Genomic DNA, 25,465 nt, shown 5'->3' with positions numbered 1-25,465 from the left:
CACCCTGCCAATTTAAAATTAGGAGGAATTTTCGATGACTGAAACTAAAAAAATCGTTAAAGGCGGAGCCTTTTTAATTGAAGATCTTACTTATGATCAAATCTTTACCCCGGAAGATTTTACGGAAGAGCATTTAATGATTGCCAAGACAGCTGAAGACTTTGTGGAAAAAGAAGTTCATCCTGTTCTTGAGCGTCTTGAAAACCATGAATTTGATATTACTGTCAAGCTTTTAAAGGAAGCTGGCGAACTAGGTCTATTAGCTGCTGACGTTCCTGAAGAGTACGAAGGTTTAGGCTTGGACAAAATCACTTCATCTTTAATTACTGAAAAAATGGCCGGCGGCGGCGGTTTCGCGCTTTCCCACGGTGCACACGTAGGTATCGGTTCACTGCCAATCGTTTTATTCGGTAACGAAGACCAAAAGAAACGTTATTTACCAGCTCTTGCATCTGGTGAAAAACTTGCCGCTTACGCACTAACTGAGCCAGGTTCAGGTTCTGACGCTCTAGGCGCAAGAACGACTGCCAAATTAAATGCAGAAGGCACTCACTATATTCTAAACGGCGAAAAGCAATGGATCACCAACGCCGGCTTCGCAGATGTATTTGTTGTTTACGCTAAAATTGACGGTGAAAAGTTCTCAGCATTTATCGTAGACCGTAGCTTCCCTGGCGTTTCTACCGGCGCTGAAGAAAAGAAAATGGGGATCAAGAGCTCATCCACTCGTACCCTTATTTTAGAAGATGTCCCAGTTCCAGTTGAAAACCTATTAGGCGAAATCGGCAAAGGCCATGTTATCGCGTTCAACATCTTAAATATCGGTCGTTACAAGCTTGCAATTGGTGCTGTGGGCGGTTCCAAGAAAGCATTTGAAATGACTGTAAAATATGCAAACGGCCGTCAGCAATTCAAAACACCAATTTCTCAATTTAATTTAACAAAAGAAAAGTTCGGAACATTGGCTTCTGAAATTTATGCTGCTGAAAGCTCCGTATGGCGTACAATCGGCCTATATGAAGAAAACCAAGGCAAGCTTTCCGATGAAGAAACTAAAGATATTAAGAAACTTGCGGATTCTATCGCTGAATATGCAATTGAGTGTTCATTAAACAAATTCTTCGGCAGTGAAGTGCTTGCCCATGTGGTTGATGAAGGTGTACAAATCCATGGCGGTTACGGCTTCATGCAGGAGTACCCAATTGAAAGAGCATACCGTGACGCCCGTATCCAGCGTATTTTCGAAGGAACAAACGAAATCAACCGTCTTCTTGTTCCAGGAACGCTTGTGAAAAAAGCGATCAAAGGCGAGCTTCCATTATTCCAAAAAGCAATGGCCCTTCAAGAAGAATTAATGATGTTAATGCCTGAAGAGCCAGGCGATGAGCCATTAGCACAGGAAAAATATCTAGTAAAGCAAGCTAAGAAGCTTGCGCTAGTTGCCGCTGGTTTATCAGCTCAAAAATTTGGCAAGGCCCTTGAAAAAGAGCAAGAAATCCTTGCAAATATCGCTGATATCATTTCAGACGTATATTCAATGGAATCTGTTGTGTTACGTACTGAAAAAGCAATTGCCAAAGACGGTGCAGAAAAGAACCAGCAGAAGCTTCTTTACACTCAAATCTTCTGCCAAGAAGCGTTCAACCGTATCGAAGCTGTTGCCAAAGAAACACTTGTGGCTGTTGAACAAGGCGACATGCTGCGCATGATGCTTTCGACACTAAGAAAGCTGACTCGCCACACTCCAATCAACGTAATTGCGAAAAAACGCGAAGCTGCCGATGTCATCATCGAAGCAGAACGTTATTTAGTTTAATATCTTGTACCGGGTCCCTTTTGTTCATGTAGGGGCCCCTTTTTTATTTTAGAATTTTTTCGAAACTTGGCAGGATTTTCACGAAATTAGTCGAATTGTTTGGTTGGATATTTTTTATTTTGAAAATAGTTATGGTAATATTCAATTATGACTGAATTTTAGTAAAAGGCGGTGAAAGGATGTCTTTGACTTTTTACTGGTATCCGAAGTGCGGAACATGTCGAAACGCAAAAAAGTGGCTTGACCAGCATGAAGTTAATTACGAGCCTGTACATATCGTGGAAAACCCTCCATCCCGTGAGGAAATTCGAGATTTTTATCAAAAAAGCGGCTTGGAATTAAAGAAGTTTTTCAACACTAGCGGAATGAAATATCGTGAATTAGGCGTTAAAGACAAATTAAAGACCGCTTCCGAAGATGAACTGTTAGACTTGCTTGCGTCTGATGGCATGTTGCTGAAACGCCCGATTTTAACAGACGGTGAACATGTCACTGTCGGCTTTAAAGAAGATGAGTTTGAGAAAGTATGGACGAAATAGTCCATCATTAAAATGGCAATCGATTTATTTCGATGATAGATATTATTAGCAAAATCATGGAGGGATTTAGACAATGAGTACACCAAAAGAATTGCGTTATACTGAAGAACATGAATGGGTAAAAAACGAAGGCAGCCTCGTGCGTATTGGAATCACCGACTTTGCACAGCATGAATTAGGAGACATCGTTTTCGTTGAACTTCCTGAAGTCGGCGATGAAATCAATGCCGGCGAACCATTCGGCAGCGTTGAGTCTGTTAAGACGGTTTCCGAACTTTATTCTCCGGTAAGCGGCAAGGTTGTTGAAATTAACGAAGACCTGAACGATAACCCTGAATATGTGAACGAATCTCCATATGAAAAAGCATGGATGATCGTGGTTGAAGTCTCAAATAGCGGCGAGCTGGATGAACTGCTGACTGCTGAGCAATACGAAGAAATGATTAAAGAAGATTAATTTTTTGAGCAAAAAAGCGCCCATTGCGGGTGCTTTTTCTTTTTATTACCACTTTTTCTTCTGCGTTAATGGGGAAACTATAAATAAAATTATATGGCAGGTGGAAAAAATGACATTGAATCAACATAAGATAGACGTAACAGACCGGGTAGTGGGCAAGCTCAAAAATGGAGAATTAGAGCTGTTTTTGGAAAATCAGTCAATCGGCATATGTAAGCTTCCAGAGAATGTTCAAATGAAGCTTGAACATCATTTTGAAGCCGAAGGCCAAAAAATATATCAGCATGTCACCACAACAGAGGGCCGGGATGCCAAGTATACTGACTGTGATGATGGTGGATGGTGCTGAGAAATGAAAAGATTCCATCATCTTTTAAGCAAATTCCTATTTTAAAAATACTAATGATGGTATAGTTGACATACAAAGATGTGTACACGTATTAGTAATTCCGGAATATGTTAACAGTAAACCACTTCATATCAGGTGATGGATGATGAATGATTCGTATGTTGACAAAGTTCTTATTGTGGAAGGAAAGTCGGACAAAAACAAGGTCAAGAATATTTTAAAAGAGCCCGTCGAAATAATTTGTACAAACGGGACCATTAGCCACACAAAGTTGGATGAGTGGATTGATATTCTTGAGGACAAAGATGTCTACATTCTTGTTGACGCCGACGCTGCAGGTGAAAAGCTGCGCAAGCTTTTTAAAAGAGAATTTCCAAATGCAGAGCATTTATATATAGACCGAATGTACCGCGAAGTGGCAACCGCCCCAGAGCACCACTTAGCAACGGTTTTGCTGGGGGCAAACATTGACGTGCATAAAGAGTTTTTAGAGATGGGCTGAAGTTACTGATGTTAGAATGGAATCGAGATGAATTTTCCGCGTTTTGGGAGAGTGGCGAGCGCGGCGTAGTTTACTTTTATACACCCATGTGCGGGACCTGCCAAGTGGCCGGGAAAATGCTAGTTGTCGCGGAGGCAGCACTTGGGGATGTTAGTATTGGAAAAATGAACCTAAACTACTACCCCGATTTGGCTCAGTCTTTTGCGATTGAGAGTGTGCCGTGTTTATTGTTTGTGGAAGGTGGGCGTGTTGCAGAGACGCTTTATGCATTTCATTCGGTTCCGTATTTGTTGGAGAAAATAAAAGGGTATTTGAGAGGATGAGCAGACGCCGGGTGGGGCGTCTGTTTTTTTATAAAGCTATAGTATATGGGTAAATTTGGTGAAAATGATCTTATAAATCATAAGACCAGATTCGTTAGTTGGAGAGAGAGAAATGATTTTATAAAGGATTCATAAGACCAGATTCGCTGGTGAGAGAGAATGGAATTGTCTTATAAAGGGTTCATAAGACCGGATTCGTTAGTTGGAGAGAGAGAAATGGTCTTATAAAGGATTCATAAGACAGATTCGCTGGTGAGAGAGAATGGAAATGGTCTTATAAAGGATTCATAAGACCAGATTCTCTGGTGAGAGAGTGTGGATCTGGTCTTATAAAGGATTCATAAGACCAGATTCGCTGGTGAGAGAGAATGGAAATGGTCTTATAAAGGATTCATAAGACCAGATTAGTAGGCCAAAGAGGGTGGAAATGGTCTTATAAAGGGTTCATAAGACCAAACTCACCGATCAGAGAGGGTGGAAATGGTCTTATAAAGGGTTCAAAAGACCAAACTCACCGGTCAGAGAGGGTGGAAATGGTCTTATAAAGGGTTCATAAGACCGAATTCACCGGTCTGAGAGGGTGGGATAATCTATAAAAGATTCATAAGCGCCCTAAAGTAAAAATTTGTAATAAAAACAAAAAAGTAATACGATTAACCACATAATTACTTTTGAAGAAATGGATCGAATTCACACCAAGTTATTCGTAATAAGAATATTTCACTTTCCCTCTAGTGGTAAAATGCTTCTGTAAAATCCTTCTAATTTTCCTTTTGTCAATCTTCTTCCCGCACCACTCAAACACCAAATTCGTACTAATCTTCCTTTCAGGAAAAAGTAATCGTAACTCCCTCACACACCGCAGCACCGCAGACTCTAGTTTCTCCTCACACCCACACGCATTACAAACCATTTTCCTCTCCCCAACAGAAACCGAAAATGAATTGCAGTTCGAACAATATGGACCCTTTATCAGCTCCTCATATCTATAAGCGGGCTTTGTAGCATTTGGATAATCACCTTGATCCAAAGAAATTAACAGGTCTGCCAGTCTCTCATGGCCACCATTCAGGTTTGATGGGATATTTTCTAATTTTCTTATGAAGCGATTGAGTTGTGTTGAGAGAATAACATGATTGTTTTGAGGAGCATTGTATAGGGTAAATGTGGGGCTAATATGAACCACGTAGGATTCAACCGGCAGATTAAATCTGTACTCTTCGAGAAGCTGCCGCAGCTTGGACTCTGCCTTCAACAATTGAAGGATAGGGTCGTCAATTTCGGTATCATTTTTACAAAAACGGTCGGGATCAGATTTATAAATATAGTCTCCTTCAAAATTTTTAACATCAATCAGGTAAATTGTTTTTTGAAAAATAATAATCGTATCGATTTGAAAGTATTTTCCTTTCAATTTAAAGAGCAAGTCATTTAATACGATGCAGTTATTCTTCAATCCTTCAGAAATAGCATCAAACATCAATTCTCCTTGATAGCCTTTTTCAAGAGTGTAATACTTTCTCCTGTCTGTATCAGCAAGTGCCATACGCGGGTTTAAGGCCCGTAACATAAGCAACTCCTTTGGTACTCCGCGCGATTTTTTTGGTATAGGCATAGTCCACATCCTCTCAAATAATTAAAAATACCCATATCCAATTTTACTCCAACTTACTGAAACGCAAATTAGAATGTATGAATATTTTGTTAACATTACCAGAATCTTGCATAGTCCGACATATTTCTCGGGAAATGTTAATATTTCCCCACCTGTTCGAAGATAATGTCGAGCAATTCATAAAGGAATAGGCGAATCGCTGCTGAATAGTAATTGGTATAGACGAGGATTTCGGAGTGATTAAAATGATAGAAGAGGTTAATAGCTTTTTAAAAACATTCAAAGACCAAGGACATATTCTTCCGCTAATTCAGCACGCAGAACTAAGGATTAACCTAAGCACCACCGAACAGCAATCGTTTCAACTGGTTATTAAAAACGGGGAAATATTCGCCCTCTATGACTCACACCCGGATCAGGCAAATTGCCAAATCCACGGCGGCCCGCAAGAACTAAAGCAACTTCTGGAAGGGCAAGAAAGATTAAGGGTACTGCAACGGATTGGCGCCCTGAACGTAAAAGGGGCACTAAGGACCATATTACTACTGGAATCACTATTTTATTTAACTAAAGCCCAGACAAATCTTGCCGAAATAATTTAATCAAAGGTATTGACTCGGAATTAAAGTTCAGGTATTATTTTTTTAGAATATTCAAGCAACGAACAGCAAACTAAATATACATTCTTATCAGGAGCGGCGGAGGGACTGGCCCGTTGAAGCCCGGCAACCGGTGGACCACACGGTGCTAAATCCAGCAGAGCAAACGGGCTCTGAAAGATAAGAAGAGCGGAGAACCCCCATCTTCTTATAGGAAGCATGGGTTTTATTTTTATATTGGGAGGGAATAAGAACTATGTCAGAAAAACAAAAGAAGTTAAGGTTTGAAACACTAAGTGTTCACGGTGGTCTCTCACCAGACCCTGTAACAGGAGCACGGGCGCTACCTATCTATCAAAATAACGCCTACCAATTCAAAAGCACAGAGCATGCCGCCAACCTATTCGCCTTAGCGGAACCTGGGTACATATACACAAGGATTCACAATCCAACCACAACTGTTTTCGAAGAAAGAGTATCGCTCCTAGAAGGCGGCGTTGGCGCACTGGCAGTGGCAAGCGGTATGTCTGCCATCACATTGGCCATCTTAAACATTGCCGAAGCGGGTGATGAGATTGTTGCTGCATCCAATCTATATGGCGGAACGTATAATCTATTTGCAGTGACCCTGCCTAAATATGGGATTAATGTGAAGTTTGTCGACCCTGAGAATCCGGAAAACTTCCGTGCCGTCATAACGGAAAAAACAAAAGCTGTTTTCGCTGAAACGATCGGCAACCCAAGCTTAAGAATCCTTGATATTGAAAAGGTAGCCAATATTGCTCATGAAGCAGGGGTTCCTCTTATCGTGGACAACACCTTTGCAACACCATACCTATGCCGTCCAATTGAGCATGGCGCTGATATCGTCGTTCACTCCGCAACCAAGTGGATATTAGGTAATGGAACAACTACAGGGGGCATTATTGTCGACGGAGGCAAGTTCGATTGGAATTCACCGAAATTCCCTGGCTTTACAACGCCAGACTCCAGCTATCATGATCTTGTCTATGCTGAGGCGCTTGGACCGGTTGCTTATATTATTAAAGCACGCGTACAGCTTCTCCGGGACTTGGGGCCGGCACTAAGCCCGCAAAGCTCATTCCAGTTTGTTCTTGGGTTAGAAACGCTTCATGTACGGATGAAAGAGCATGTCGCCAACACCAAAAAGGTAGTGGAATACTTGAATAATCATCCTGCGGTTGAATGGGTTTCTTATCCGGGACATCCATCACATCCTGATTACGAATTGGCGCAAAAATATTTACCTAAGGGCGCTGGTTCGATGGTTGTATTTGGTATTAAAGGCGGAAGAGAAGCCGGTGCGAAATTAATCGATGCAATCACCCTATGGGCGCACGTGGCCAATGTCGGCGATGCCAAGAGCTTAATTATCCACCCTGCAAGCACCACACATCAGCAGCTGGATTCGGAAGGATTAAAGTCAGCCGGTGTTTCCGAGGACTTGATCCGTCTTTCCATTGGAATCGAAAATGTTGAGGACTTAGTGGAAGATTTAGAGGACGCAATCGAAGCTGCAACAGGCTTAACATCTTTAAAAGCAAATGCCTAAATTTTCCTTATATAGTTTTTTGAAAATGTAGAATTTTGTCGTTGACACTACTATCTAACCGTGATACTATTACTTTCATAATAATAGTATTAATGCATGTATAATTAAATATAGGATAGCTTTTGCTCTTATCAAGAGAGGTGGAGGGATGTGCCCTATGAAGCCCGGCAACCGTCAATTTTATTGAAATGGTGCCAATTCACACAAAGCCTGCGGCTTTGAAAGATGGGAGAAAGGATTCATTTGATAATGATGCCTTTCTGCCTTTGCGGAGAGGCTTTTTATTTTACTAAAATAGAATTCTTTCATGAAAATTATCAAATCCTATAATAAGGACAAGAAGTAGGTGATTCAATGATTTCCATTAAAAATGTACGAAAGATTTTTTCTACCAAGCAGGGACAGTTAAAAGCTGTTGATGAAGTAAACCTGGATATAAAAGAAGGAGAAATCTTTGGTGTGATTGGATATAGCGGGGCTGGTAAAAGTACCTTAATCCGCATGTTAAATGGCCTTGAGCTGCCTACGGGTGGAACTGTCAACGTGGCTGGCCGGGAGATTTCAAAAATAAAAGGTGCAGAGCTTAGAAAAGCCCGTCAGGAAATCAGCATGATTTTCCAGCACTTCAATCTACTTTGGTCAAGAACAGTCAGCGAAAATATCGCTTTTCCATTAGAGATTGCCGGAGTGAGCGCGCCGGAAAGGAAAAAACGAGTTGAAGAGTTGATCAAATTAGTTGGCCTTGAAGGCAGAGGTGACGCCTACCCTTCACAGTTGAGCGGCGGGCAGAAGCAGCGGGTCGGGATTGCCCGGGCCCTTGCCAATAACCCAAAGGTGCTGTTATGTGACGAGGCAACATCAGCGCTCGACCCACAAACAACAGACTCTATTCTCGACCTTTTAGTGAATATCAATAAACAATTCGGCTTAACGATTGTGCTGATTACTCACGAAATGCACGTCATCCGGAAAATCTGTCATCGAGTAGCGGTCATGGAAAGCGGGAGGATTGTCGAGCTTGGTCCGGTGCTTGATGTATTTAAAAACCCTCAGCAGCCGATTACGAAACGGTTTGTCCAGCAGGTAACCGAACCGGAAAAAACAAAGGAAACAGCAGAGCATTTGCTAGAGCGCTATCCTCATGGAAAGGTCATTCAACTATCGTTTCTTGGGGAAGCAACAGAACAGCCATTAATCACACGTGTGATTCGTGATTTTGATGTCGTAGTAAATATTCTCCAAGGGAATATTTCTCATACGCAAAACGGGTCTTATGGAACATTATTTATTCATTTGGATGGCCAAGCTAATGAAATTCAGAAAGCCATCGATTATATTCACTCGCAGCAAGTGGGCGTGGAGGTGATCAGTAATGGCTGACTTTATGGAATTAGTTAAGTGGGATGAGCTGTTACTGGCAACACGTGAAACGATCTATATGACCGCCATCTCGGTCCTTGCGACATTTGTTTTGGGCTTGTTACTAGGCCTGCTGCTATTTCTAACGAGTAAAGGAAACATATGGCAAAGCCGCGGAGTAAACATTATTATTGCTGGCTTTGTAAATATTTTTAGATCCATTCCCTTTATTATCTTAATTGTTTTATTAATCCCTTTTACTAAAGTTCTCGTTGGGACAATGCTCGGTGCCAATGCTGCACTCCCGGCACTGATTATTGGAGCAGCACCGTTTTATGCTCGAATGGTGGAAATCGCCCTTAGGGAGATTGATAAAGGTGTGATTGAAGCATCCCAATCAATGGGGGCAACACATGGACATATTATTTTTAAGGTATTAATACCAGAATCCTTGCCAGCATTAATTTCTGGGATTACCGTTACGGCGATTTCACTTGTTGGCTTTACTGCAATGGCTGGGGTCATTGGAGCTGGTGGACTTGGCCATTTTGCCTATTTAGAAGGCTTTCAACGCAACAGGCCAATGGTTACATTAGTGGCAACAATTGCTATTTTAATCTTAGTTTTTATTATCCAATTTATTGGAGATTATTTTACAAAGAGAACAGATAAACGTTAACAGGAGGAGTAAAAAATGAAAAAAGTTCTGGGTTTGATCTTCATTGCGTTTACCGTATTTGCCTTAGCGGCCTGCGGAGGTGCAAAAAATGATTCAGCAGATAAAGATGGGAACAAAAAATTAGTTGTTGGTGCAACTGCTGTACCACACGCAGAAGTACTTGAAGCTGCAAAGCCAATATTGAAGAAAAAAGGTATTGATTTAGAAATTCAAGTTTTCCAAGACTATATTCTGCCAAACGTAGCACTAAAGGATAAAGAAATAGATGCAAACTATTTCCAAACACCTGGGTATTTAGATCTGCAAATGAAAGAAAATAAAGATTTTGATTTTGTCAGTGTGGGCGGGGTTCATAAAGAACCAATCGGCATTTACTCAAAAAAGTATAAAAGTCTAAAAGATCTTCCAAATGGTGCAACCATTATTATGAGTGATTCTTTAAGCGACCACGGCCGTATCCTGCCGATTTTTGAAAAGGCTGGATTAATCAAGCTTAAAGAAGGCGTTGGTGCAAACGCAAGAATAGATGATATCGTTGAAAATCCAAAGAACCTGAAGTTCCCTAAATTAATTGAAGCAAAATTATTAGCATCTTCCTTTGAAAACGGTGAAGGTGATGCGGTTGCCATTAATACTAACTATGCATTAGAAGGCGGCATTGATATTGGAAAATATGGTATTGCCTTTGAAGGCAGTGACGTGGTTCCAGCCAACCTTGTAGTAGTTCGTTCAGAAGACAAAGACCGTAAAGAAATCAAAACACTTGTAGAGGTTCTTCAATCGAAAGAAATTCAAGATTTTATTAAGGATAAATACAAAGGTGCTGTTATCGCGGCAACCGAGTAATTATTAAATATGCAGCAATATTGCAGAAAAGTCAGTGAGGATTCACTGGCTTTTCTGCATTCATTACATGAAAGCTCATTAAGTAGTAAAAAATAGATGCCATAACCACCCATGGCATTTTAGCAAAAAATAAGGTATCATTTTATTCGGGCTTGTATTACATAAAAAGTCTTTATCTGAATTTTCATTAAAAACTTCCTGCTATTCTCATTTAGCATGTTCTTAGTGAAAATACATGCTAGTTATTACTATTAAAAAGTTGCTAACAAATTTCATTTGTTATAAGATTGTAATGAGAATAAAGTGAGAATGAATGTGGAAGATCTTAAAAAATCTGTCTGCAAAGATACAATACATTTTCGGAGGTATGAATATGGCTGGATCAACTTTAACAATCAAAGATCTGCACGTAGCAATTGATGGGAAAGAAATTTTAAAGGGTGTCAACCTTGAAATAAAAGGCGGAGAAATTCACGCCATTATGGGTCCTAACGGAACTGGTAAATCTACATTATCTTCTGCTATCATGGGTCACCCTAAATATGAAGTAACAAGCGGCAGCATTACGCTTGATGGGCAAGATGTTTTAGAAATGGAAGTAGATGAGCGCGCTCGTGCTGGACTATTTTTAGCCATGCAATACCCAAGCGAAATTAACGGTGTAACGAATGCTGACTTCTTGCGTTCGGCGATTAACGCCCGTCTTGGCGAAGGCAACGAAATTTCTTTAATGAAATTCATTCGTAAAATGGATAAGCAAATGGAATACCTTGAAATGGATCTAGATATGGCGCAGCGTTACCTTAATGAAGGCTTCTCCGGCGGTGAGAAAAAGCGCAATGAAATCCTGCAATTAATGATGTTGGAGCCAAAGATTGCGATTCTCGATGAAATCGACTCCGGACTTGATATCGATGCCTTAAAGGTAGTATCGAAAGGTGTCAACGAAATGCGCGGTGAGAATTTCGGCTGCTTAATTATTACTCACTATCAACGTCTGTTAAACTATATCACTCCTGACCATGTGCATGTGATGATGCAAGGCCGTGTTGTAAAATCCGGCGGGCCAGAGCTTGCACAGCGCTTAGAAGCAGAAGGATATGACTGGATCAAGCAAGAGCTTGGTATTGAAGATGAAACAGTTGAGCAAGAAGCTTAAAAGCTTTTGTTAGGAGGGTTAGCAATGACAACAGAAATAACATTACCGTTTGATAAGGGTTTTGTGAGCTCTTTTTCAAAAGAAAAGAGCGAGCCTGCTTGGTTTGAAGAGCTTCGACTGAAGGCACTTGAGCATTTTCACGAACTGCCAATGCCTCGGCCAGATAAAACAAAAATAGATAAATGGAATTTTACACAGTTTGAGCAGCATACAGTTAAAAGTGCTCCATATACATCTTTGGCAGAATTGCCAGAAGAGGTTAAAGCATTAGTTGATTTGGATGCGGCAAAACAAAATTTATATATTCAGCGCAACCAAACGCCAGCCTTTATTTCTCTTTCAGAAGACCTAAAGGCAAAGGGTGTTGTGTTTACCGATATTTTTACTGCTGCTAGAGAGCACGGCGATTTATTGAAAAAATATTATATGACACAGGCGATCAATGCTGATGAGCACCGTTTGACTGCTCTTCATGCTGCATTTGTCAATGGCGGTGCTTTCCTGTATGTTCCGAAGAACATCGAAATTGCGGAACCGATTCAAGCAGTTTTCGTTCATGACAATGCGGAAGCAAACCTGTTTAACCATGTTCTTGTCGTCGCAGAAGATAACAGCTCTTTAACATATGTGGAAAACTATATTTCCACAGTGGAAGAGTCCAATACCTTGGCAAACATCCTGACAGAGGTAATTGCCAATACAAATGCAAAGGTGCAATACGGTGCTGTCGATACTTTGGCAAAAGGCATCACAACCTATGTGAACCGCCGCGGTGTCACCGGCCGCGATTCCCGAATCGAGTGGTCGCTTGGCATGATGAATGAAGGCAATACCATTTCTGAAAATACTACCAATCTCCTTGGTGACGGTTCTAATGGCGATACGAAAACCGTTGTGGTCGGACGGGGTGCGCAGACCCAAAACTTTACAACAAAGGTTGTTCATTTTGGCAGACATACAATAGGAAATATCTTGAATCATGGCGTTGTTAAGGATAGCGCTACTTCTATCTTCAACGGAATTGGCAAAATTGAACACGGCGCCTCTAAATCTGACGCTGAGCAAACATCGCGCGTGTTAATGCTTAGTGAAAAAGCTCGCGGCGATGCGAATCCAATTTTATTAATCGATGAAGATGATGTTATGGCTGGCCACGCTGCTTCTGTAGGACGCGTTGACCCAGTGCAATTATATTATTTGATGAGCCGCGGTATTCCGAAGAAGGAAGCGGAACGTTTAGTCATTCATGGCTTCCTTGCACCGGTGGTAAATCAGCTTCCAATTGAGAAAGTAAAACAGCAATTAGTGGAAGTTATTGAAAGGAAAGTAAGATAATGAATATCCAGGATATTCGCAAACTGTTTCCTATTTTAGACCAGGAAGTTAACGGCAAGCCATTAGTTTATCTGGATAGCTCTGCGACATCGCAGAAGCCCGTCCAAGTTATTGAAACACTTGACAGATACTACCGCGAGTACAATTCAAATGTCCACCGCGGTGTGCATACATTAGGTACAAAAGCAACAGATGCTTACGAAGGTGCCCGTGAAAAGGTCCGTAAGTTCATCAATGCTAAATCCATTCAAGAAGTTATTTTTACAAGAGGAACGACGACCTCCCTTAACACGGTGGCGGCAAGCTACGGCGCCGCCAACCTGAAGGAAGGCGACGAAATCGTCATTACCTATATGGAGCACCACAGCAATATCATCCCATGGCAGCAGGTAGCTAAACGGACTGGTGCTCAGCTGAAATACATTCCTCTCCAAGAGGATGGAACGATTTCATTAGATGATGTTCGCTCGACGATCACACCAAACACAAAAATTGTGTCGGTGATGCAGGTATCAAACGTGCTTGGCGTCATCAATCCTGTTAAAGAAATCGCCAAGATTGCCCATGAAAATGGCGCTATTATGGTAGTTGACGGTGCACAAAGTGCTCCGCATATGAAAATTGATGTTCAAGATTTAGATTGTGATTTCCTTGCTTTTTCCGGCCATAAGATGTGCGGACCAACCGGGATTGGTGTCCTTTACGGGAAAAAGCATCTGCTTGAAAAAATGGAGCCGGTTGAATTCGGCGGTGAAATGATTGATTTCGTGGAATTATATGAATCAACCTGGAAAGAGCTGCCGTGGAAGTTCGAGGGCGGAACACCTATTATTGCTGGTGCCATTGGTCTTGGTGCGGCGATTGACTTTTTAAATGAAGTCGGTTTAGACAATATTGTCGAGCATGAACATAAGCTTGCAGCCTATGCGCTGGAAAAAATGTCAACTGTTGAAGGCATCACGATTTATGGACCGCATGATCCGGCTAAACGCGCTGGTCTAGTGACTTTCAATTTAAGTGATGTTCACCCGCATGATGTAGCGACGGTTCTGGATGCGGAAGGAATCGCTGTCCGCGCCGGCCATCACTGCGCCCAGCCGTTGATGAGATGGCTTAAGGCATCGGCAACAGCTCGTGCCAGCTTTTACCTATACAACACAGAAGAAGATATTGATAAACTCGTAGAAGGGCTTGTCAAAACGAAGGAGTATTTCAGCGATGTCTTCTAACTTAGATGCACTTTACCGAAGAGTAATCATGGACCATTACAAAAACCCGCGCAACCGCGGAGTTTTGGAGGATGGAAGCCATACGATCAATATGAATAACCCGACCTGCGGTGACCGGATTCAATTAACGTTGAAGGTGGAGGACGGCATTGTTGTTGATGCCAAGCAGGAAGGGGAAGGCTGTTCGATTTCCATGTCATCTGCATCGATGATGACGCAGGCCATTAAAGGTCAGAAAATCGAAGACGCATTAAAGCTGTCAAAGATTTTTTCGGATATGATGCAAGGCAAAGAAGTGGATGATGATATCGATTTAGGCGATATCGAAGCACTTCAAGGGGTTGCCAAGTTTCCAGCCAGAATTAAATGCGCAACATTGGCTTGGAAGGCAATGGAAAAAAGCTTGAAAGAAGAGAATCAAGATTAAAACGGTTCTGAAAGTATCCGGCCTCTTGCCTGGAGCTTTCACCTCTCGTAAAAAAAGGAGGAATACTTGCGATGGCGAAGAAAATGCCGGAGATCGGCGAGTATAAATATGGTTTTGCCGATAAAGACGTTTCCATATTCCGATCAAAACGTGGTTTAACACGTGAGATTGTTGAAGAGATTTCAAAAATGAAGGGTGAACCTCAGTGGATGCTTGACTTCCGCTTGAAATCACTTGAAATATTTTACAGTAAACCAATGCCGCAATGGGGCGGTGATTTAAACTCATTGAATTTCGATGAAATTACCTACTATGTAAAACCATCGGAGAAATCAGAAAAGTCATGGGATGAAGTACCGGAAGAAATTAAAGCGACATTTGACAAACTTGGAATTCCTGAAGCCGAGCAAAAGTATCTTGCAGGGGTTTCTGCGCAATATGAATCCGAGGTTGTTTACCATAACATGAAGGAAGACCTTGAGGCATTAGGAATCATCTTTAAAGATACCGATTCTGCATTAAGGGAAAACGAAGATATTTTCCGCAAACACTGGGCAACGGTTATTCCGCCAACTGATAACAAATTTTCCGCATTAAACTCAGCTGTTTGGTCCGGCGGCTCGTTCATTTATGTACCACCAGGTGTTAAGGTGGATACACCATTACAGGCTTATTTCCGCATTAACTCTGAGAACATGGGTCAGTTTGAAAGAACGCTGATCATTGTTGATGAAGGTGCATCTGTCCACTATGTTGAAGGCTGTACAGCACCTGTTTATACAACTAACTCCCTGCACAGTGCAGTTGTAGAAATCATCGTAAAAAAAGGCGGCTACTGCCGTTATACAACGATTCAAAACTGGGCAAACAACGTCTACAACCTTGTAACAAAGCGGACTGTCTGCGAAGAAAATGCGACAATGGAATGGATTGACGGTAACATCGGTTCTAAATTAACGATGAAATATCCTGCTGTTATTTTAAAAGGCGAAGGCGCCCGCGGTATGACCTTATCGATTGCGATTGCTGGGAAAGGCCAAGTGCAGGATACTGGTTCTAAGATGATTCACTTAGCACCAAATACTTCTTCAACGATCGTATCTAAGTCGATTTCTAAGCATGGCGGAAGTGTAAACTATCGCGGCATGGTCCATTTTGGCCGTAAAGCAGACGGCGCTCGCTCTAATATCGAATGCGATACGTTGATCATGGATAATCAATCTACTTCAGACACGATTCCATACAACGAAGTGTTAAATAACAACATCTCACTTGAGCACGAAGCAAAGGTTTCTAAGGTTTCTGAAGAGCAATTATTCTACTTGATGAGCCGAGGTATCTCCGAGCAGGAAGCTACTGAAATGATCGTTATGGGCTTCATCGAGCCATTTACAAAGGAACTTCCAATGGAATATGCCGTTGAGATGAACCGCTTGATCAAATTCGAGATGGAAGGCTCAATCGGTTAATATCTTTGAAAAATTAAACCCGCTTGCTGGGATAGGCAGGCGGGTTTTTGCATTGGGAATGGGGTTACTCTAGGATGGCGGCGGAATACTCTCGGATGGGGGCAGGATACTCTTGGATAAGGGTGGATTACTCTCGGATGGGGACGGAATACTCTCAGAAAGGATGCTTACTGTCGTATAGGTCCTTCCAACTGTCGGATAAGCCGGCCAACTGTCATATAAGGCGCGCTAACTATCGTCCAACTATTCCCAACTAAAAAGGTTATGCTATTATAAAAAGCGGAGGTGAATCCATTGATATATATCGGTCTGACAGGCTGGGGCGACCACGACAGTTTGTATACAGGTCCAATCACGCCCAGAGACAAATTAAAGGAATACGCAGGCCATTTTCCAATCGTGGAAGTGGACACCGCTTTTTATGCGATACAGCCCCAAAGGAACACCTTGAAATGGGTCAATGAAACGCCGCCTCAATTTCAATTTATCGTCAAAGCCTATCAAGGCATGACAGGCCACAATCAAGGTGATATACCATTTGAAAATAAACAAGCAATGTTTCAAGCATTTATAGAATCATTGGACCCTTATATTGAGAAAAATAAACTTGCCATGGTTTTATTTCAATTTCCGCCGTGGTTTGATTGCAAACGGGAAAATGTCGATTATTTAAGATGGTGCAAACAGCAAATGGTAGAAATCCCGTGTGCACTCGAATTTAGGCATCAATCCTGGTTTGCGCCGCAATACCACAAACAGACACTAGAGTTTATGAAACAGGAAAATTGGATCCACAGCATATGTGATGAACCGCAATCCGGGGAGGGTTCCGTTCCAACGGTTCTTGTATCCACAAACCCACATAAGGTTCTTGTCAGATTCCACGGCCGCAATGTCCATGGCTGGCAAAAGAAAAACGCCGAGAATTGGCGGGATGTCCGCTACCTTTACCGCTATAACGAGCAGGAGCTTAATGAATGGGCCGAACGCATCCACAAGCTTGCCGAGGGATGCGACAATGTGTACCTCCTGTTTAACAACAATTCCGGCGGCGACGCAGCAGATAACGCTAAACAGATGATGGACATATTAAATATTGAATATGAGGGATTGGCTCCAAGACAGCTGGACTTATTTTAAAAGCAGACATAGAAAGAAAGTGAAGCAATGGAATGGATTATTCTTCTTGTCATCGTCGGGGTTCGGCTAATCTATGAAGGAATAACAGGGTAGGTAGATGCAAATGGAAAGAATACATATATACCATACGAACGACATCCACAGCCACTTGGAAAATTGGCCGCGCATCGAGCAATTTTTGAAGCAGCAAAGGAAGCAGCACCAAGACCAAGACGAGGTTTTCCTATTTGATATTGGCGATTTCATTGACCGCTGGCATCCGTTGACAGAGGCGACCATGGGTAAAGCGAGTATTGACCTCTTAAACGAATGCCAATATACTGCAGTCACAATTGGCAATAACGAAGGAATCAACCTGCCGCACAACGAGCTCGATCAGCTTTATGATGATGCACAATTTGATGTGCTGGCAGCAAATCTTTTTCAAAAAAATAACCAGCAGCCAGGCTGGGTGAAGCCCTATCAAATTTATCGAACCAAATCGGGTACTCGCCTTGGCGTCATCGGCCTAACGGCTAACTTCGCGCGTCTCTACGAATTACTTGGCTGGAATCTGACCGAGCCGATTAATGAGCTTAAAAAATGGATCATAGCCGTAAAGGAACAATCGGACATGGTTATTCTGCTTTCCCACCTCGGCCTTCGTGATGATGAACGAATCGCAGCAGAATTTCCTGAGATTGACGTGATTCTGGGTGCTCATACTCATCATTTTTTGGAAAATGGAAAGCTTGTAGACAATACGCTTTTGGCGGCCGCCGGAAAATTTGGCTATTATGTGGGCCAGGTTACGATTACGTTGGACAGCCAGAAAACCATTCAAGACAAACAAGCCATTCTTTATGATACAAAGGAGCTTCCGGCCGCTCAAAATGAGGCTCAGATAGCAGAGGCCTTCCTAGATAAAGGGAAAAAGCTGCTTAATGGAAGAGTCACGACTCTAACGAAGCCATTCTTAAGCAATCCGTTTAAAGAAACAGAATTCTCGCATTTCCTATGCAAAGCTTTACGGGATTGGTGCCATACAGATTGTGCGATGATCAATGCTGGCCTTCTTCTTGGGCCGTTATCCGGCGATGTGACAGAATTTGACCTTTTAAACATCTGCCCGCACCCGATTAATCCATGTGTTGTCGAGGTTAACGGCGAAGAATTAAAAGATATATTAATTGAAACGATGGATGAAAGCCTTCATCAAAGGCAAATTAAAGGGCTTGGTTTTAGAGGAAACATGCTGGGAATCTTTGTTTATGACGGAATCACGTTTCATTCCGGAGAAATTTTTATTAATGGAGAAAAGCTGGAGCCGCAAAAAATCTATACACTTGCACTACCGGATATGTTTACGTTTGGGCATTTTTTTAAAGGAGTTCTGCCTCATAAGGATAAGCAATATTTTCTGCCGGAATTTTTGCGCGATATCCTGAAATGGAAACTAAAGACCCAGTCTTAATCCTGGGACACACGCTTTTTCCTTTTCCTACATAATGTGATAGTAGGGAAAGGAGTGTGGAATCCTGATGATTGATCTTTCACCAATTGAAATTGACGGCCATACGTTCCTGGCGGTCTCCGTTTTACTTCCGAAAACGACCTTGCTTGCTGTGACAAGCGATAAAGGATATATAATGTGCGGTGCGTTGGATGTCGGCTTATTAAATGATAAACTAAAGGACCGTAACATTATCGCAGGAAGAGCTGTCGGAGTAAGAACGATTGACCAGCTGTTGAACGCGCCGCTGGAATCCGTCACAATTGGCGCGGAGGAATTAGGAATCTCAAAAGGTATGATCGGTAAAGACGCCTTGCTGAAAATGATATAAAAGTCTGCTATCGTAGCAGGCTTTTTACCATTTATTTATTGGGCTAGTTCACCCCTTTTTCGCATACACATACGATGAAGGGGTGATTTTTGTTGGCAAAATTTCGCATGTACCGGCGGCGAAGAGGTCCGTTGCCTTTCCGATATGTCATGCTTTTAACTTTTGTCTTTTTCCTGTTGACATCAGCAATCAGTGTATTGCTTGTGAACAAAGGGATTGAACCTACCTTAATGAGATATGCCGAATCAGAAACCCGGAATATAGCTTCACTTGTGATAAATAGAGCTATTACGAAAAGGACCACCAATGTCGGAGAAAATAATCAAGTCGTGCAAATCATCCCAGGCAGCGATGGGGAGAAACAAAACTTTCAGTTAAATACGGATTTAATTAACAGGGTATTGGCTGAAACAACGGCACAAATTCAAAAGAATTTGAAGGCGGCAAAACAAGGTAATCTTGCCCAGCTGGAACAGATTACAGATGTGGAAATTGAAACAGAGAACACGAAGGATGAGAATTCGATCACCTGGTATGTCCCATTAGGGCAGGCAACCAATATTGCGCTGCTCGGGAACCTCGGTCCGAAAATACCTGTCAAATTTCAAGCCATTGGCGAAGTGGAACCGGATGTGCATATCCAAACGAAAGAAATGGGGATCAATAATACATGGGTGGAAGTCTCGATTGAGATAGAGGTCTCCGTTCAAATTATTACTCCATTTGCTACGAAAATTACGAAATTGAAGCAAAGTATTCCAGTTGGAAGTGCTCTTGTCGAGGGAACAGTTCCGCAGTTCTATAACGGCGGAGGAGGCATGATTCCATCCATTCAGGTTCCCGAGAAAAAGCAGGATACCAAAAAATCAGGAAATTAACAAAAGGACTATCCATTATGGACAGTCCTTATTTTTTGCGTACATTCATCCGTTCAATGCGTTTCCACTTTGCCAAATACGGATAGGGGTCAAATGACCATTCGGTAATCCCATTATCTTTATACATGCCATAATGGAGATGCGGCGGGAATTTCCCTGATGTGCCTGGAGGGCCGTAGCCGGAGCTTCCTACTCCGCCAATTACCATCCCGGGTTCAACAATTTGCCCGACCTTTAAGTCTTTGGCAAATCCGCTGAGATGGGCAAAGTAATGATATGTGTTATTGATATCCCGAATGCCTATTCTCCAACCGCCAAATTTATTCCAGCCCTTCATTTCCACAATCCCGTAACAAGTAGCCCTTACCGGTACACCATAGCCGGCAAAAATGTCAGTCCCCTCATGAATTCTTCGTCCGCCCCAGCCCCGGGCATCTCCCCAGGTGCTGCGATAGCTGTGATTGCTTCTTAAAGGAACTGGGAAAACATTTGTATCCAAATTCAGCCGTCCAAAATGACGGTACATTTTGGCATAGCTGACGATGCTGCCAACCGATCGATCCCGGTGGTAATAATCCCATAAACCGATTTTAATATTATCTTCATCTACTCCATAAGAAAGCAGATAATGAGCAAAGGAATACAATACATCTTCATCATTTTTAAGGCTGGCATTTCCATCTCCATCCCCATCAACTCCGACTCCATTAAAAAACTGGATAATTGCAGGATTCTCTTCGGATGGATTAGGGTTAGTCAGCCCGGCCCATTGTTCAGGGCGAAAATAAATGCCAATCAGGCTCTCTGGTTTTGGCAAATCGCGGCGTGCCAAGCGGACATTTCGTTCATATTGGTCAACCGCAGCTAAATAATACCAAGGAATTTGGGTGATGGTTTCAACCTTCTTATAAAGCTTCATTCGTTCTTGGTATGGATTGGCTTCCGCAGCTTTTGCCTCTATACTTGAGGTAAATAACAATAGGAAAGCTGCTATTATCAGCACAGCCCGCATAGGAATTCTCCCTTCCCATTTATAGTTCAAGGTTAGTTTATGGATTCTAGAACATTTCATTATGGTCAATAATTGGAAATCGGGAAAATCATTGCGGCAGATGCTGACTTCTTGTCGTTGTCGACCCAAGTATGTTAAAGTGACAACAGGAGTGTTTAAACATAGTCGGGGGTGCATGATGAGCAAGAAAGAGGAAGTCCTGAGAAAACCTGATTGGTTAAAAATAAAGCTTAATACAAATGAATCATATACAGGATTAAAGAAATTGATGCGGGAAAAGAATCTTCACACCGTTTGTGAAGAGGCGCGCTGTCCAAATATTCACGAATGCTGGGCAGTACGGCGAACGGCTACCTTTATGATTCTCGGTGATACCTGTACCAGGGCCTGCCGTTTCTGTGCTGTAAAAACGGGTCTGCCGACAGAATTGGATTGGCAGGAGCCGGAAAGAGTCGCTGATTCCGTTCAGCTTATGAACCTGAAACATGTCGTCGTAACCGCAGTTGCCAGAGATGATTTAAAGGATGGCGGTGCTGCTGTTTTTGCGGAAACCGTTCGGGCCATCCGCCGGAAAAACCCGTTTACAAGCATCGAGGTTCTGCCGTCTGATATGGGTGGAAAAGAAGAAAACCTGCGGACATTGATGGATGCGAAGCCAGATATTTTAAACCATAATATTGAAACGGTCAGACGCCTGACACCGAGAGTCAGAGCGCGTGCAAAATATGATCGTTCCCTAGAATTCCTGCGCCGAGCAAAGGAAATGAACCCAAGTATTCCTACAAAATCAAGCTTAATGATTGGCCTTGGCGAAACAAAAGAAGAAATTATTGAGGTTATGGATGATTTGCGGGCAAATCATGTTGATATTATGACGATCGGCCAGTATTTGCAACCGACCAAAAGCCACCTAAAGGTTATAAAATACTATAGCCCCGATGAGTTTAATGAATTACGTGACATTGCCATAAGTAAAGGGTTCAGCCATTGCGAAGCGGGACCGCTTGTTCGTTCTTCTTATCACGCTGATGAACAAGTAAATGCTGCTGCAAAGCATAAGCAATTACTTGGCGAACAAAGTACGCAGGAGGCCAAATAACTTGAATTTAAAAAAGAGTTCAGCCCTTAGTTTAATTCGGGTCTGAACTCTTTTTATTAGCGTTTGTGGTTATAATCCATATCGTCCTTTGTCAGACCGTTTTCATCTTCACTATCGTTCATTCTCATCCCTTGTGGGGATTTTTTCATTTGTTTGATTACATAATTTACCTGATCACGTGATTTACTGCTGAGGGAATCCAAATTAGCCAAGTTTTGGATATCTCGGATATGGACCTTATTATCACTGACATATACATGGTAATACCTTGGGACTACAGATAACGCTGTTTTCTTCACCTGGTCTGCCGTTAAATTTCGGTCCTTCGAATCGGTACGGTACGCCACTAAAACTTCTCTGTCCGTTACCAATGTAGCCACATCATGAACGTTTGGATTATTGGCGCTTAAGCGGCTGATGACATGAGCTACCTGTTCACGGTCTAGAGCCGTGTAACCATCATTTGTGTTATTATCGTTCATCAGGGGACTTTTCTGATGACGTACAAAGCCATAGTCATTGCTGGTGTTGCGGATATCCTTGCTTGCACCTTCACGGTAGAGCTCGTGACGTTTATTGTTCACATTGATGGTATTGCCAGACTCTTCATATACGTCGTTTTTACCCATGTCCTTTGTGCAGCCTGTCATTGCTGTCAGTGCACATAATCCAATGATTATGCTTAATTTTTTCAACATTAACACCTCCTTTTATTAGATTTTCCAAAGCACTCATTTTTTTTCTTAGTAATTGATGGTGAATCGGTTATAATGGGATAAAGATAGCTGGCAAAATTTGAGGTGAAAACCATGATTCTTATTAATAACACTACTTACGAACTTGTACAGGAATTTCGGAATGGTTTTAATGAGGAAGCCCTAAAGGCTAGATATAGTGACATCTTATCCAGATATGATTATATTGTGGGGGACTGGGGCTATGGCCAGCTCCGATTAAAAGGCTTCTTTGAGGACCAAAATCAAAAAGCAACCTTTGATACAAAAATCAGCACTTTAAGCGAGTATCTTTATGAATACTGCAATTTTGGGTGTGCTTATTTTGTGTTAAAAAAGGTTAAAAAATAAACGAAGGGGCGATTTAATCCCCTTCGTTTATTTTTTAAGCTTCGTTATTGTTATACGGGGCCTGTTCATCGGTTTCTTTATCATCATGTGGAGGATGCGCTCCCGGGTATTCTCTTGGCAAATCCTGATGCAGGGCCTTAAACTCATAGTTAAATGCACTGTACCGGCGCTGCCCCTCTTTCCACGAGGTACTCTTCAGTTCGACAGGGTCTTCTTTACGAATCGGCGACCCTAAAGGGCCATCGGGAAATTCTTCCGCAGTCAGATAGTTCCGCTGTACTTCCACATTCGAGAAATCCCCGTATTTATCGGAATCCTTTTCAGCCATGTTCCTCACTCCTTTTTCTTTTATTATTTCATCCTGAGTGAAAAACATGAGTCAACCTTTAGATAATCTCCTGTAAGAAGGATTTTAGCTCTTCTGCCTCTGCTTCATTAATATTAAAAGCATATTCTAAATATCCTTCCTCCTCGAGATCATCATGCCCAATGATGGCAAATCGATTTCCTTGCATATTCATTACTAGGGATTTGCCGTAGTGCCGGTCCGTTTTTACGACTGCTAAATCATAACGCTGATTTTCCCCGACAAAGCTGACAAACCTTGTTTTGGTATTTTCGGTATCATCATATAAGAAAAAACGCTCGCTCATTTCATATCTCCTTTTAAAAAATACTCTCACATTATCTATAGTAACAAATTCCTGCAGTGGATGGGAGAAGGATTAAATTTCCCAACCATTTGTTTAGGAATATTTTTCTTCAAAAAATACGGATAATGTAAAAATATGTTATAATATAACTAAATCTGTAAGCTAAACTGGTTGTGAGGGATGAATGTATGGCTCGTCGCATCATGAATATGCTATTAGGGGTAATGGAATGGGGGAAGATTTTGCTTCCTGCTGGTTCCTTGCGCTTTTATCCGCCTCAATTTATATTGCGCAACCCTGTATTAGAGGGTGTAACAGCCGCCTTTCAATCAGGCTTGGAGGCAGCAGTTTTTGTTTTTCACCTGCAAAATATGAATGAATTGTCGGTTTTAAAAGGCAAATCACAGCAAGGTTATTTCATGAAGCAGTTAAAAAAGTATTTTCGCCATGCTGTCCAAGAGGAACTGAAAGAAGATGAGATCATCGCGCTGCATGACTTTTATGGCGATGTGGTGACCTTGATTATGAAGGTGGATGTTGATAAAAACACTTTGTCTGATATGGATCATGTCATAAACGGATTGCTTTATTATGTTGAGGGAAGTCTGCAAAAACATTATCCTTCACAGCAAATTCACTTTGAAACCGGATATATGTTTATTGACAAGAAACATTACTCCATTTCTGATTCCATCCAAAAAGCCCATCGACAGGCCATTGCGATGGCTGAAAAAAGACTGGCAGTAAAATATGATGATATAGATTATATGATCAATCAAATTATTACTAGTAAAAATATCCGTCTCCTGGCCCAGCCCATTATTGATGTGGCAACAAATGAAATACGTGCATGGGAGCTTTTGACACGGGGGCCTAAAGGTACGGCAGTAGAAAATCCTTTGCCGTTATTCTCGGTTGCAAGGCAGACAGGGACATTATATGCACTCGAAATGCTGGTATTGGAAAAAGCGTTTGAACAAATTAAGACAGCAAAATGCAGACAGGATATTTTTATCAATTGTACTCCGTTAACCCTTGGAAATATTCGTTTCACAAGGGATATAAAGAATTTATTGCAAAGATTCACTAGTATATCACCAAAACAAATAACAATAGAAATTACAGAAAACGATTCAATCGAAGGTTTAAAGAATTTCATTTATAATATAAAAATGTTACGATTAATGGGGTTTCGAATTGCCATTGATGATACAGGCGCGGGATACTCCAATTTAAGTACCATTAGTGAAATTATGCCGGATATTATAAAAATTGACCGATCTCTTATTCAAAATATCGATAAAAATTCGCTTAAGGAATCGATGTTAAAGGGGATTCTCCTAGTCGCGCGGGAGGCCGGTTCACTGGTTGTCGCGGAGGGAATCGAAAATGAGGATGAGGCATCTGTCCTCTCAAGAAACAAGGTCGATTTGGCACAAGGCTATTTTTACGCTCCGCCTACTGTACTAAACATGGAAATGGCAACTTAGAACAGAAAA

At 41.8% G+C, this 25,465-nt stretch carries 28 protein-coding genes and 2 riboswitches; of the genes, 23 read left to right on the top strand and 5 right to left on the bottom strand.

Going from position 1 to position 25,465, the window contains the following annotated elements; genetic code table 11:
- The first annotated feature begins 34 nt into the window (after nt 1–34).
- The 6 genes from V5M37_RS24400 to V5M37_RS24375 all read left to right on the top strand — a co-directional run bounded on the left by V5M37_RS24400 (nt 35) and on the right by V5M37_RS24375 (nt 3,986).
- Complete coding sequence (locus V5M37_RS24400) at nt 35–1,816, top strand: acyl-CoA dehydrogenase family protein (RefSeq protein ID WP_423799492.1); 1,782 nt, start codon at nt 35–37, stop codon at nt 1,814–1,816.
- A gap of 179 nt (nt 1,817–1,995) precedes the next feature.
- Nucleotides 1,996–2,355 carry an arsenate reductase family protein gene (locus V5M37_RS24395; protein WP_217032103.1) on the top strand — a complete coding sequence of 120 codons (360 nt, stop codon included), beginning with the start codon at nt 1,996–1,998 and terminating at the stop codon, nt 2,353–2,355.
- A 73-nt stretch (nt 2,356–2,428) separates the two neighbouring features.
- A complete protein-coding gene (gene gcvH, locus V5M37_RS24390; protein ID WP_423799491.1) occupies nt 2,429–2,812 on the top strand; it encodes a glycine cleavage system protein GcvH in 384 nt (127 codons plus the stop codon).
- Between the two features lie 109 nt (nt 2,813–2,921).
- Nucleotides 2,922–3,161 (top strand): YusG family protein, encoded by a 240-nt coding sequence (locus tag V5M37_RS24385; RefSeq protein ID WP_423799490.1) that lies wholly within the window; start codon nt 2,922–2,924, stop codon nt 3,159–3,161.
- Between the two features lie 145 nt (nt 3,162–3,306).
- A complete protein-coding gene (locus V5M37_RS24380; RefSeq protein WP_213117825.1) occupies nt 3,307–3,663 on the top strand; it encodes a toprim domain-containing protein in 357 nt (118 codons plus the stop codon).
- An 8-nt stretch (nt 3,664–3,671) separates the two neighbouring features.
- Nucleotides 3,672–3,986 (top strand): thioredoxin family protein, encoded by a 315-nt coding sequence (locus V5M37_RS24375; RefSeq protein ID WP_423799489.1) that lies wholly within the window; start codon nt 3,672–3,674, stop codon nt 3,984–3,986.
- Between the two features lie 700 nt (nt 3,987–4,686).
- On the opposite strand, the gene V5M37_RS24370 is transcribed toward V5M37_RS24375, so the two are convergent.
- Nucleotides 4,687–5,601 (bottom strand): nuclease-related domain-containing protein, encoded by a 915-nt coding sequence (locus tag V5M37_RS24370; RefSeq protein WP_423799488.1) that lies wholly within the window; start codon nt 5,599–5,601, stop codon nt 4,687–4,689.
- Nucleotides 5,602–5,846: 245 nt separating this feature from the next.
- Between V5M37_RS24370 and V5M37_RS24365 the strand changes: the two genes are divergently transcribed.
- From V5M37_RS24365 to yunB, 14 genes are all read left to right on the top strand, one after another.
- Nucleotides 5,847–6,203, top strand: coding sequence for an SCP2 sterol-binding domain-containing protein (locus V5M37_RS24365; RefSeq protein WP_423799487.1), 357 nt, complete (start codon nt 5,847–5,849; stop codon nt 6,201–6,203).
- Between the two features lie 81 nt (nt 6,204–6,284).
- A riboswitch (SAM riboswitch) is annotated at nt 6,285–6,387 on the top strand.
- A gap of 69 nt (nt 6,388–6,456) precedes the next feature.
- Nucleotides 6,457–7,773, top strand: a complete 1,317-nt coding sequence (locus tag V5M37_RS24360) for an O-acetylhomoserine aminocarboxypropyltransferase/cysteine synthase family protein (protein ID WP_423799486.1) — start codon at nt 6,457–6,459, stop codon at nt 7,771–7,773.
- A gap of 125 nt (nt 7,774–7,898) precedes the next feature.
- Nucleotides 7,899–8,005: riboswitch (SAM riboswitch) on the top strand.
- 122 nt (nt 8,006–8,127) lie between these two features.
- The gene (locus tag V5M37_RS24355; protein WP_423799485.1) at nt 8,128–9,153 is read left to right on the top strand and encodes a methionine ABC transporter ATP-binding protein; all 1,026 of its coding nucleotides are present in this window, start codon (nt 8,128–8,130) and stop codon (nt 9,151–9,153) included.
- Nucleotides 9,146–9,811: a methionine ABC transporter permease gene (locus V5M37_RS24350; RefSeq protein ID WP_423799484.1), complete on the top strand. Its 666-nt coding sequence runs from the start codon at nt 9,146–9,148 to the stop codon at nt 9,809–9,811. The genes V5M37_RS24355 and V5M37_RS24350 overlap by 8 nt, the downstream gene beginning before the upstream one ends.
- Before the next feature lie 15 nt (nt 9,812–9,826).
- On the top strand, nt 9,827–10,657 hold the full coding sequence (locus tag V5M37_RS24345) for a MetQ/NlpA family ABC transporter substrate-binding protein (RefSeq protein ID WP_217032090.1): 831 nt from the start codon (nt 9,827–9,829) through the stop codon (nt 10,655–10,657).
- A gap of 373 nt (nt 10,658–11,030) precedes the next feature.
- Complete coding sequence (sufC, locus tag V5M37_RS24340) at nt 11,031–11,816, top strand: Fe-S cluster assembly ATPase SufC (RefSeq protein ID WP_423799483.1); 786 nt, start codon at nt 11,031–11,033, stop codon at nt 11,814–11,816.
- 24 nt (nt 11,817–11,840) lie between these two features.
- Nucleotides 11,841–13,151 carry a Fe-S cluster assembly protein SufD gene (gene sufD, locus V5M37_RS24335; protein ID WP_423799482.1) on the top strand — a complete coding sequence of 437 codons (1,311 nt, stop codon included), beginning with the start codon at nt 11,841–11,843 and terminating at the stop codon, nt 13,149–13,151.
- Nucleotides 13,151–14,380, top strand: coding sequence for a cysteine desulfurase (locus V5M37_RS24330; RefSeq protein ID WP_423799481.1), 1,230 nt, complete (start codon nt 13,151–13,153; stop codon nt 14,378–14,380). Before sufD ends, V5M37_RS24330 begins: the two co-directional genes overlap by 1 nt.
- Nucleotides 14,370–14,807 (top strand): Fe-S cluster assembly sulfur transfer protein SufU, encoded by a 438-nt coding sequence (sufU, locus tag V5M37_RS24325; protein ID WP_423799480.1) that lies wholly within the window; start codon nt 14,370–14,372, stop codon nt 14,805–14,807. Before V5M37_RS24330 ends, sufU begins: the two co-directional genes overlap by 11 nt.
- 71 nt (nt 14,808–14,878) lie before the next feature.
- Complete coding sequence (gene sufB / locus V5M37_RS24320) at nt 14,879–16,276, top strand: Fe-S cluster assembly protein SufB (RefSeq protein ID WP_423799479.1); 1,398 nt, start codon at nt 14,879–14,881, stop codon at nt 16,274–16,276.
- 294 nt (nt 16,277–16,570) lie between these two features.
- Entirely contained in the window at nt 16,571–17,416 is an 846-nt protein-coding gene (locus V5M37_RS24315; RefSeq protein WP_423799478.1) for a DUF72 domain-containing protein, read from the top strand.
- A gap of 103 nt (nt 17,417–17,519) precedes the next feature.
- Complete coding sequence (locus tag V5M37_RS24310) at nt 17,520–18,869, top strand: bifunctional metallophosphatase/5'-nucleotidase (RefSeq protein WP_423799477.1); 1,350 nt, start codon at nt 17,520–17,522, stop codon at nt 18,867–18,869.
- Nucleotides 18,870–18,936: 67 nt separating this feature from the next.
- Nucleotides 18,937–19,239, top strand: a complete 303-nt coding sequence (locus V5M37_RS24305) for a YunC family protein (RefSeq protein WP_378582819.1) — start codon at nt 18,937–18,939, stop codon at nt 19,237–19,239.
- A 92-nt stretch (nt 19,240–19,331) separates the two neighbouring features.
- Nucleotides 19,332–20,117 (top strand): sporulation protein YunB, encoded by a 786-nt coding sequence (yunB, locus tag V5M37_RS24300; protein ID WP_213144336.1) that lies wholly within the window; start codon nt 19,332–19,334, stop codon nt 20,115–20,117.
- Between the two features lie 28 nt (nt 20,118–20,145).
- Here yunB and V5M37_RS24295 read toward each other — a convergent pair whose 3' ends face one another.
- Nucleotides 20,146–21,129, bottom strand: a complete 984-nt coding sequence (locus V5M37_RS24295) for a M23 family metallopeptidase (protein WP_423799476.1) — start codon at nt 21,127–21,129, stop codon at nt 20,146–20,148.
- A gap of 178 nt (nt 21,130–21,307) precedes the next feature.
- Between V5M37_RS24295 and lipA the strand changes: the two genes are divergently transcribed.
- Complete coding sequence (lipA, locus tag V5M37_RS24290) at nt 21,308–22,228, top strand: lipoyl synthase (RefSeq protein WP_423799475.1); 921 nt, start codon at nt 21,308–21,310, stop codon at nt 22,226–22,228.
- Nucleotides 22,229–22,284: 56 nt separating this feature from the next.
- On the opposite strand, the gene V5M37_RS24285 is transcribed toward lipA, so the two are convergent.
- Nucleotides 22,285–22,923: a YhcN/YlaJ family sporulation lipoprotein gene (locus tag V5M37_RS24285; protein WP_423799474.1), complete on the bottom strand. Its 639-nt coding sequence runs from the start codon at nt 22,921–22,923 to the stop codon at nt 22,285–22,287.
- Between the two features lie 114 nt (nt 22,924–23,037).
- Here V5M37_RS24285 and V5M37_RS24280 point away from each other — a divergent pair, with 114 nt between their 5' ends.
- On the top strand, nt 23,038–23,313 hold the full coding sequence (locus V5M37_RS24280; RefSeq protein WP_213144339.1) for a YutD family protein: 276 nt from the start codon (nt 23,038–23,040) through the stop codon (nt 23,311–23,313).
- Between the two features lie 34 nt (nt 23,314–23,347).
- Here the strand turns inward: V5M37_RS24280 and V5M37_RS24275 are convergent, their stop codons facing one another.
- Both V5M37_RS24275 and V5M37_RS24270 read right to left on the bottom strand, forming a co-directional pair.
- On the bottom strand, nt 23,348–23,641 hold the full coding sequence (locus V5M37_RS24275) for a cytosolic protein (protein ID WP_423799473.1): 294 nt from the start codon (nt 23,639–23,641) through the stop codon (nt 23,348–23,350).
- A 58-nt stretch (nt 23,642–23,699) separates the two neighbouring features.
- Nucleotides 23,700–23,966 (bottom strand): DUF3055 domain-containing protein, encoded by a 267-nt coding sequence (locus tag V5M37_RS24270; RefSeq protein WP_213144341.1) that lies wholly within the window; start codon nt 23,964–23,966, stop codon nt 23,700–23,702.
- A 188-nt stretch (nt 23,967–24,154) separates the two neighbouring features.
- Between V5M37_RS24270 and V5M37_RS24265 the strand changes: the two genes are divergently transcribed.
- Nucleotides 24,155–25,456: an EAL domain-containing protein gene (locus V5M37_RS24265; RefSeq protein ID WP_423799472.1), complete on the top strand. Its 1,302-nt coding sequence runs from the start codon at nt 24,155–24,157 to the stop codon at nt 25,454–25,456.
- Nucleotides 25,457–25,465 lie beyond the last annotated feature (9 nt).

It is taken from the genome of Neobacillus sp. SAB-20_R2A (assembly GCF_049568635.1).
Classification (GTDB): domain Bacteria; phylum Bacillota; class Bacilli; order Bacillales; family Cytobacillaceae; genus Neobacillus; species Neobacillus citreus.
This window is presented reverse-complemented; position numbering and strand designations above follow the sequence as displayed.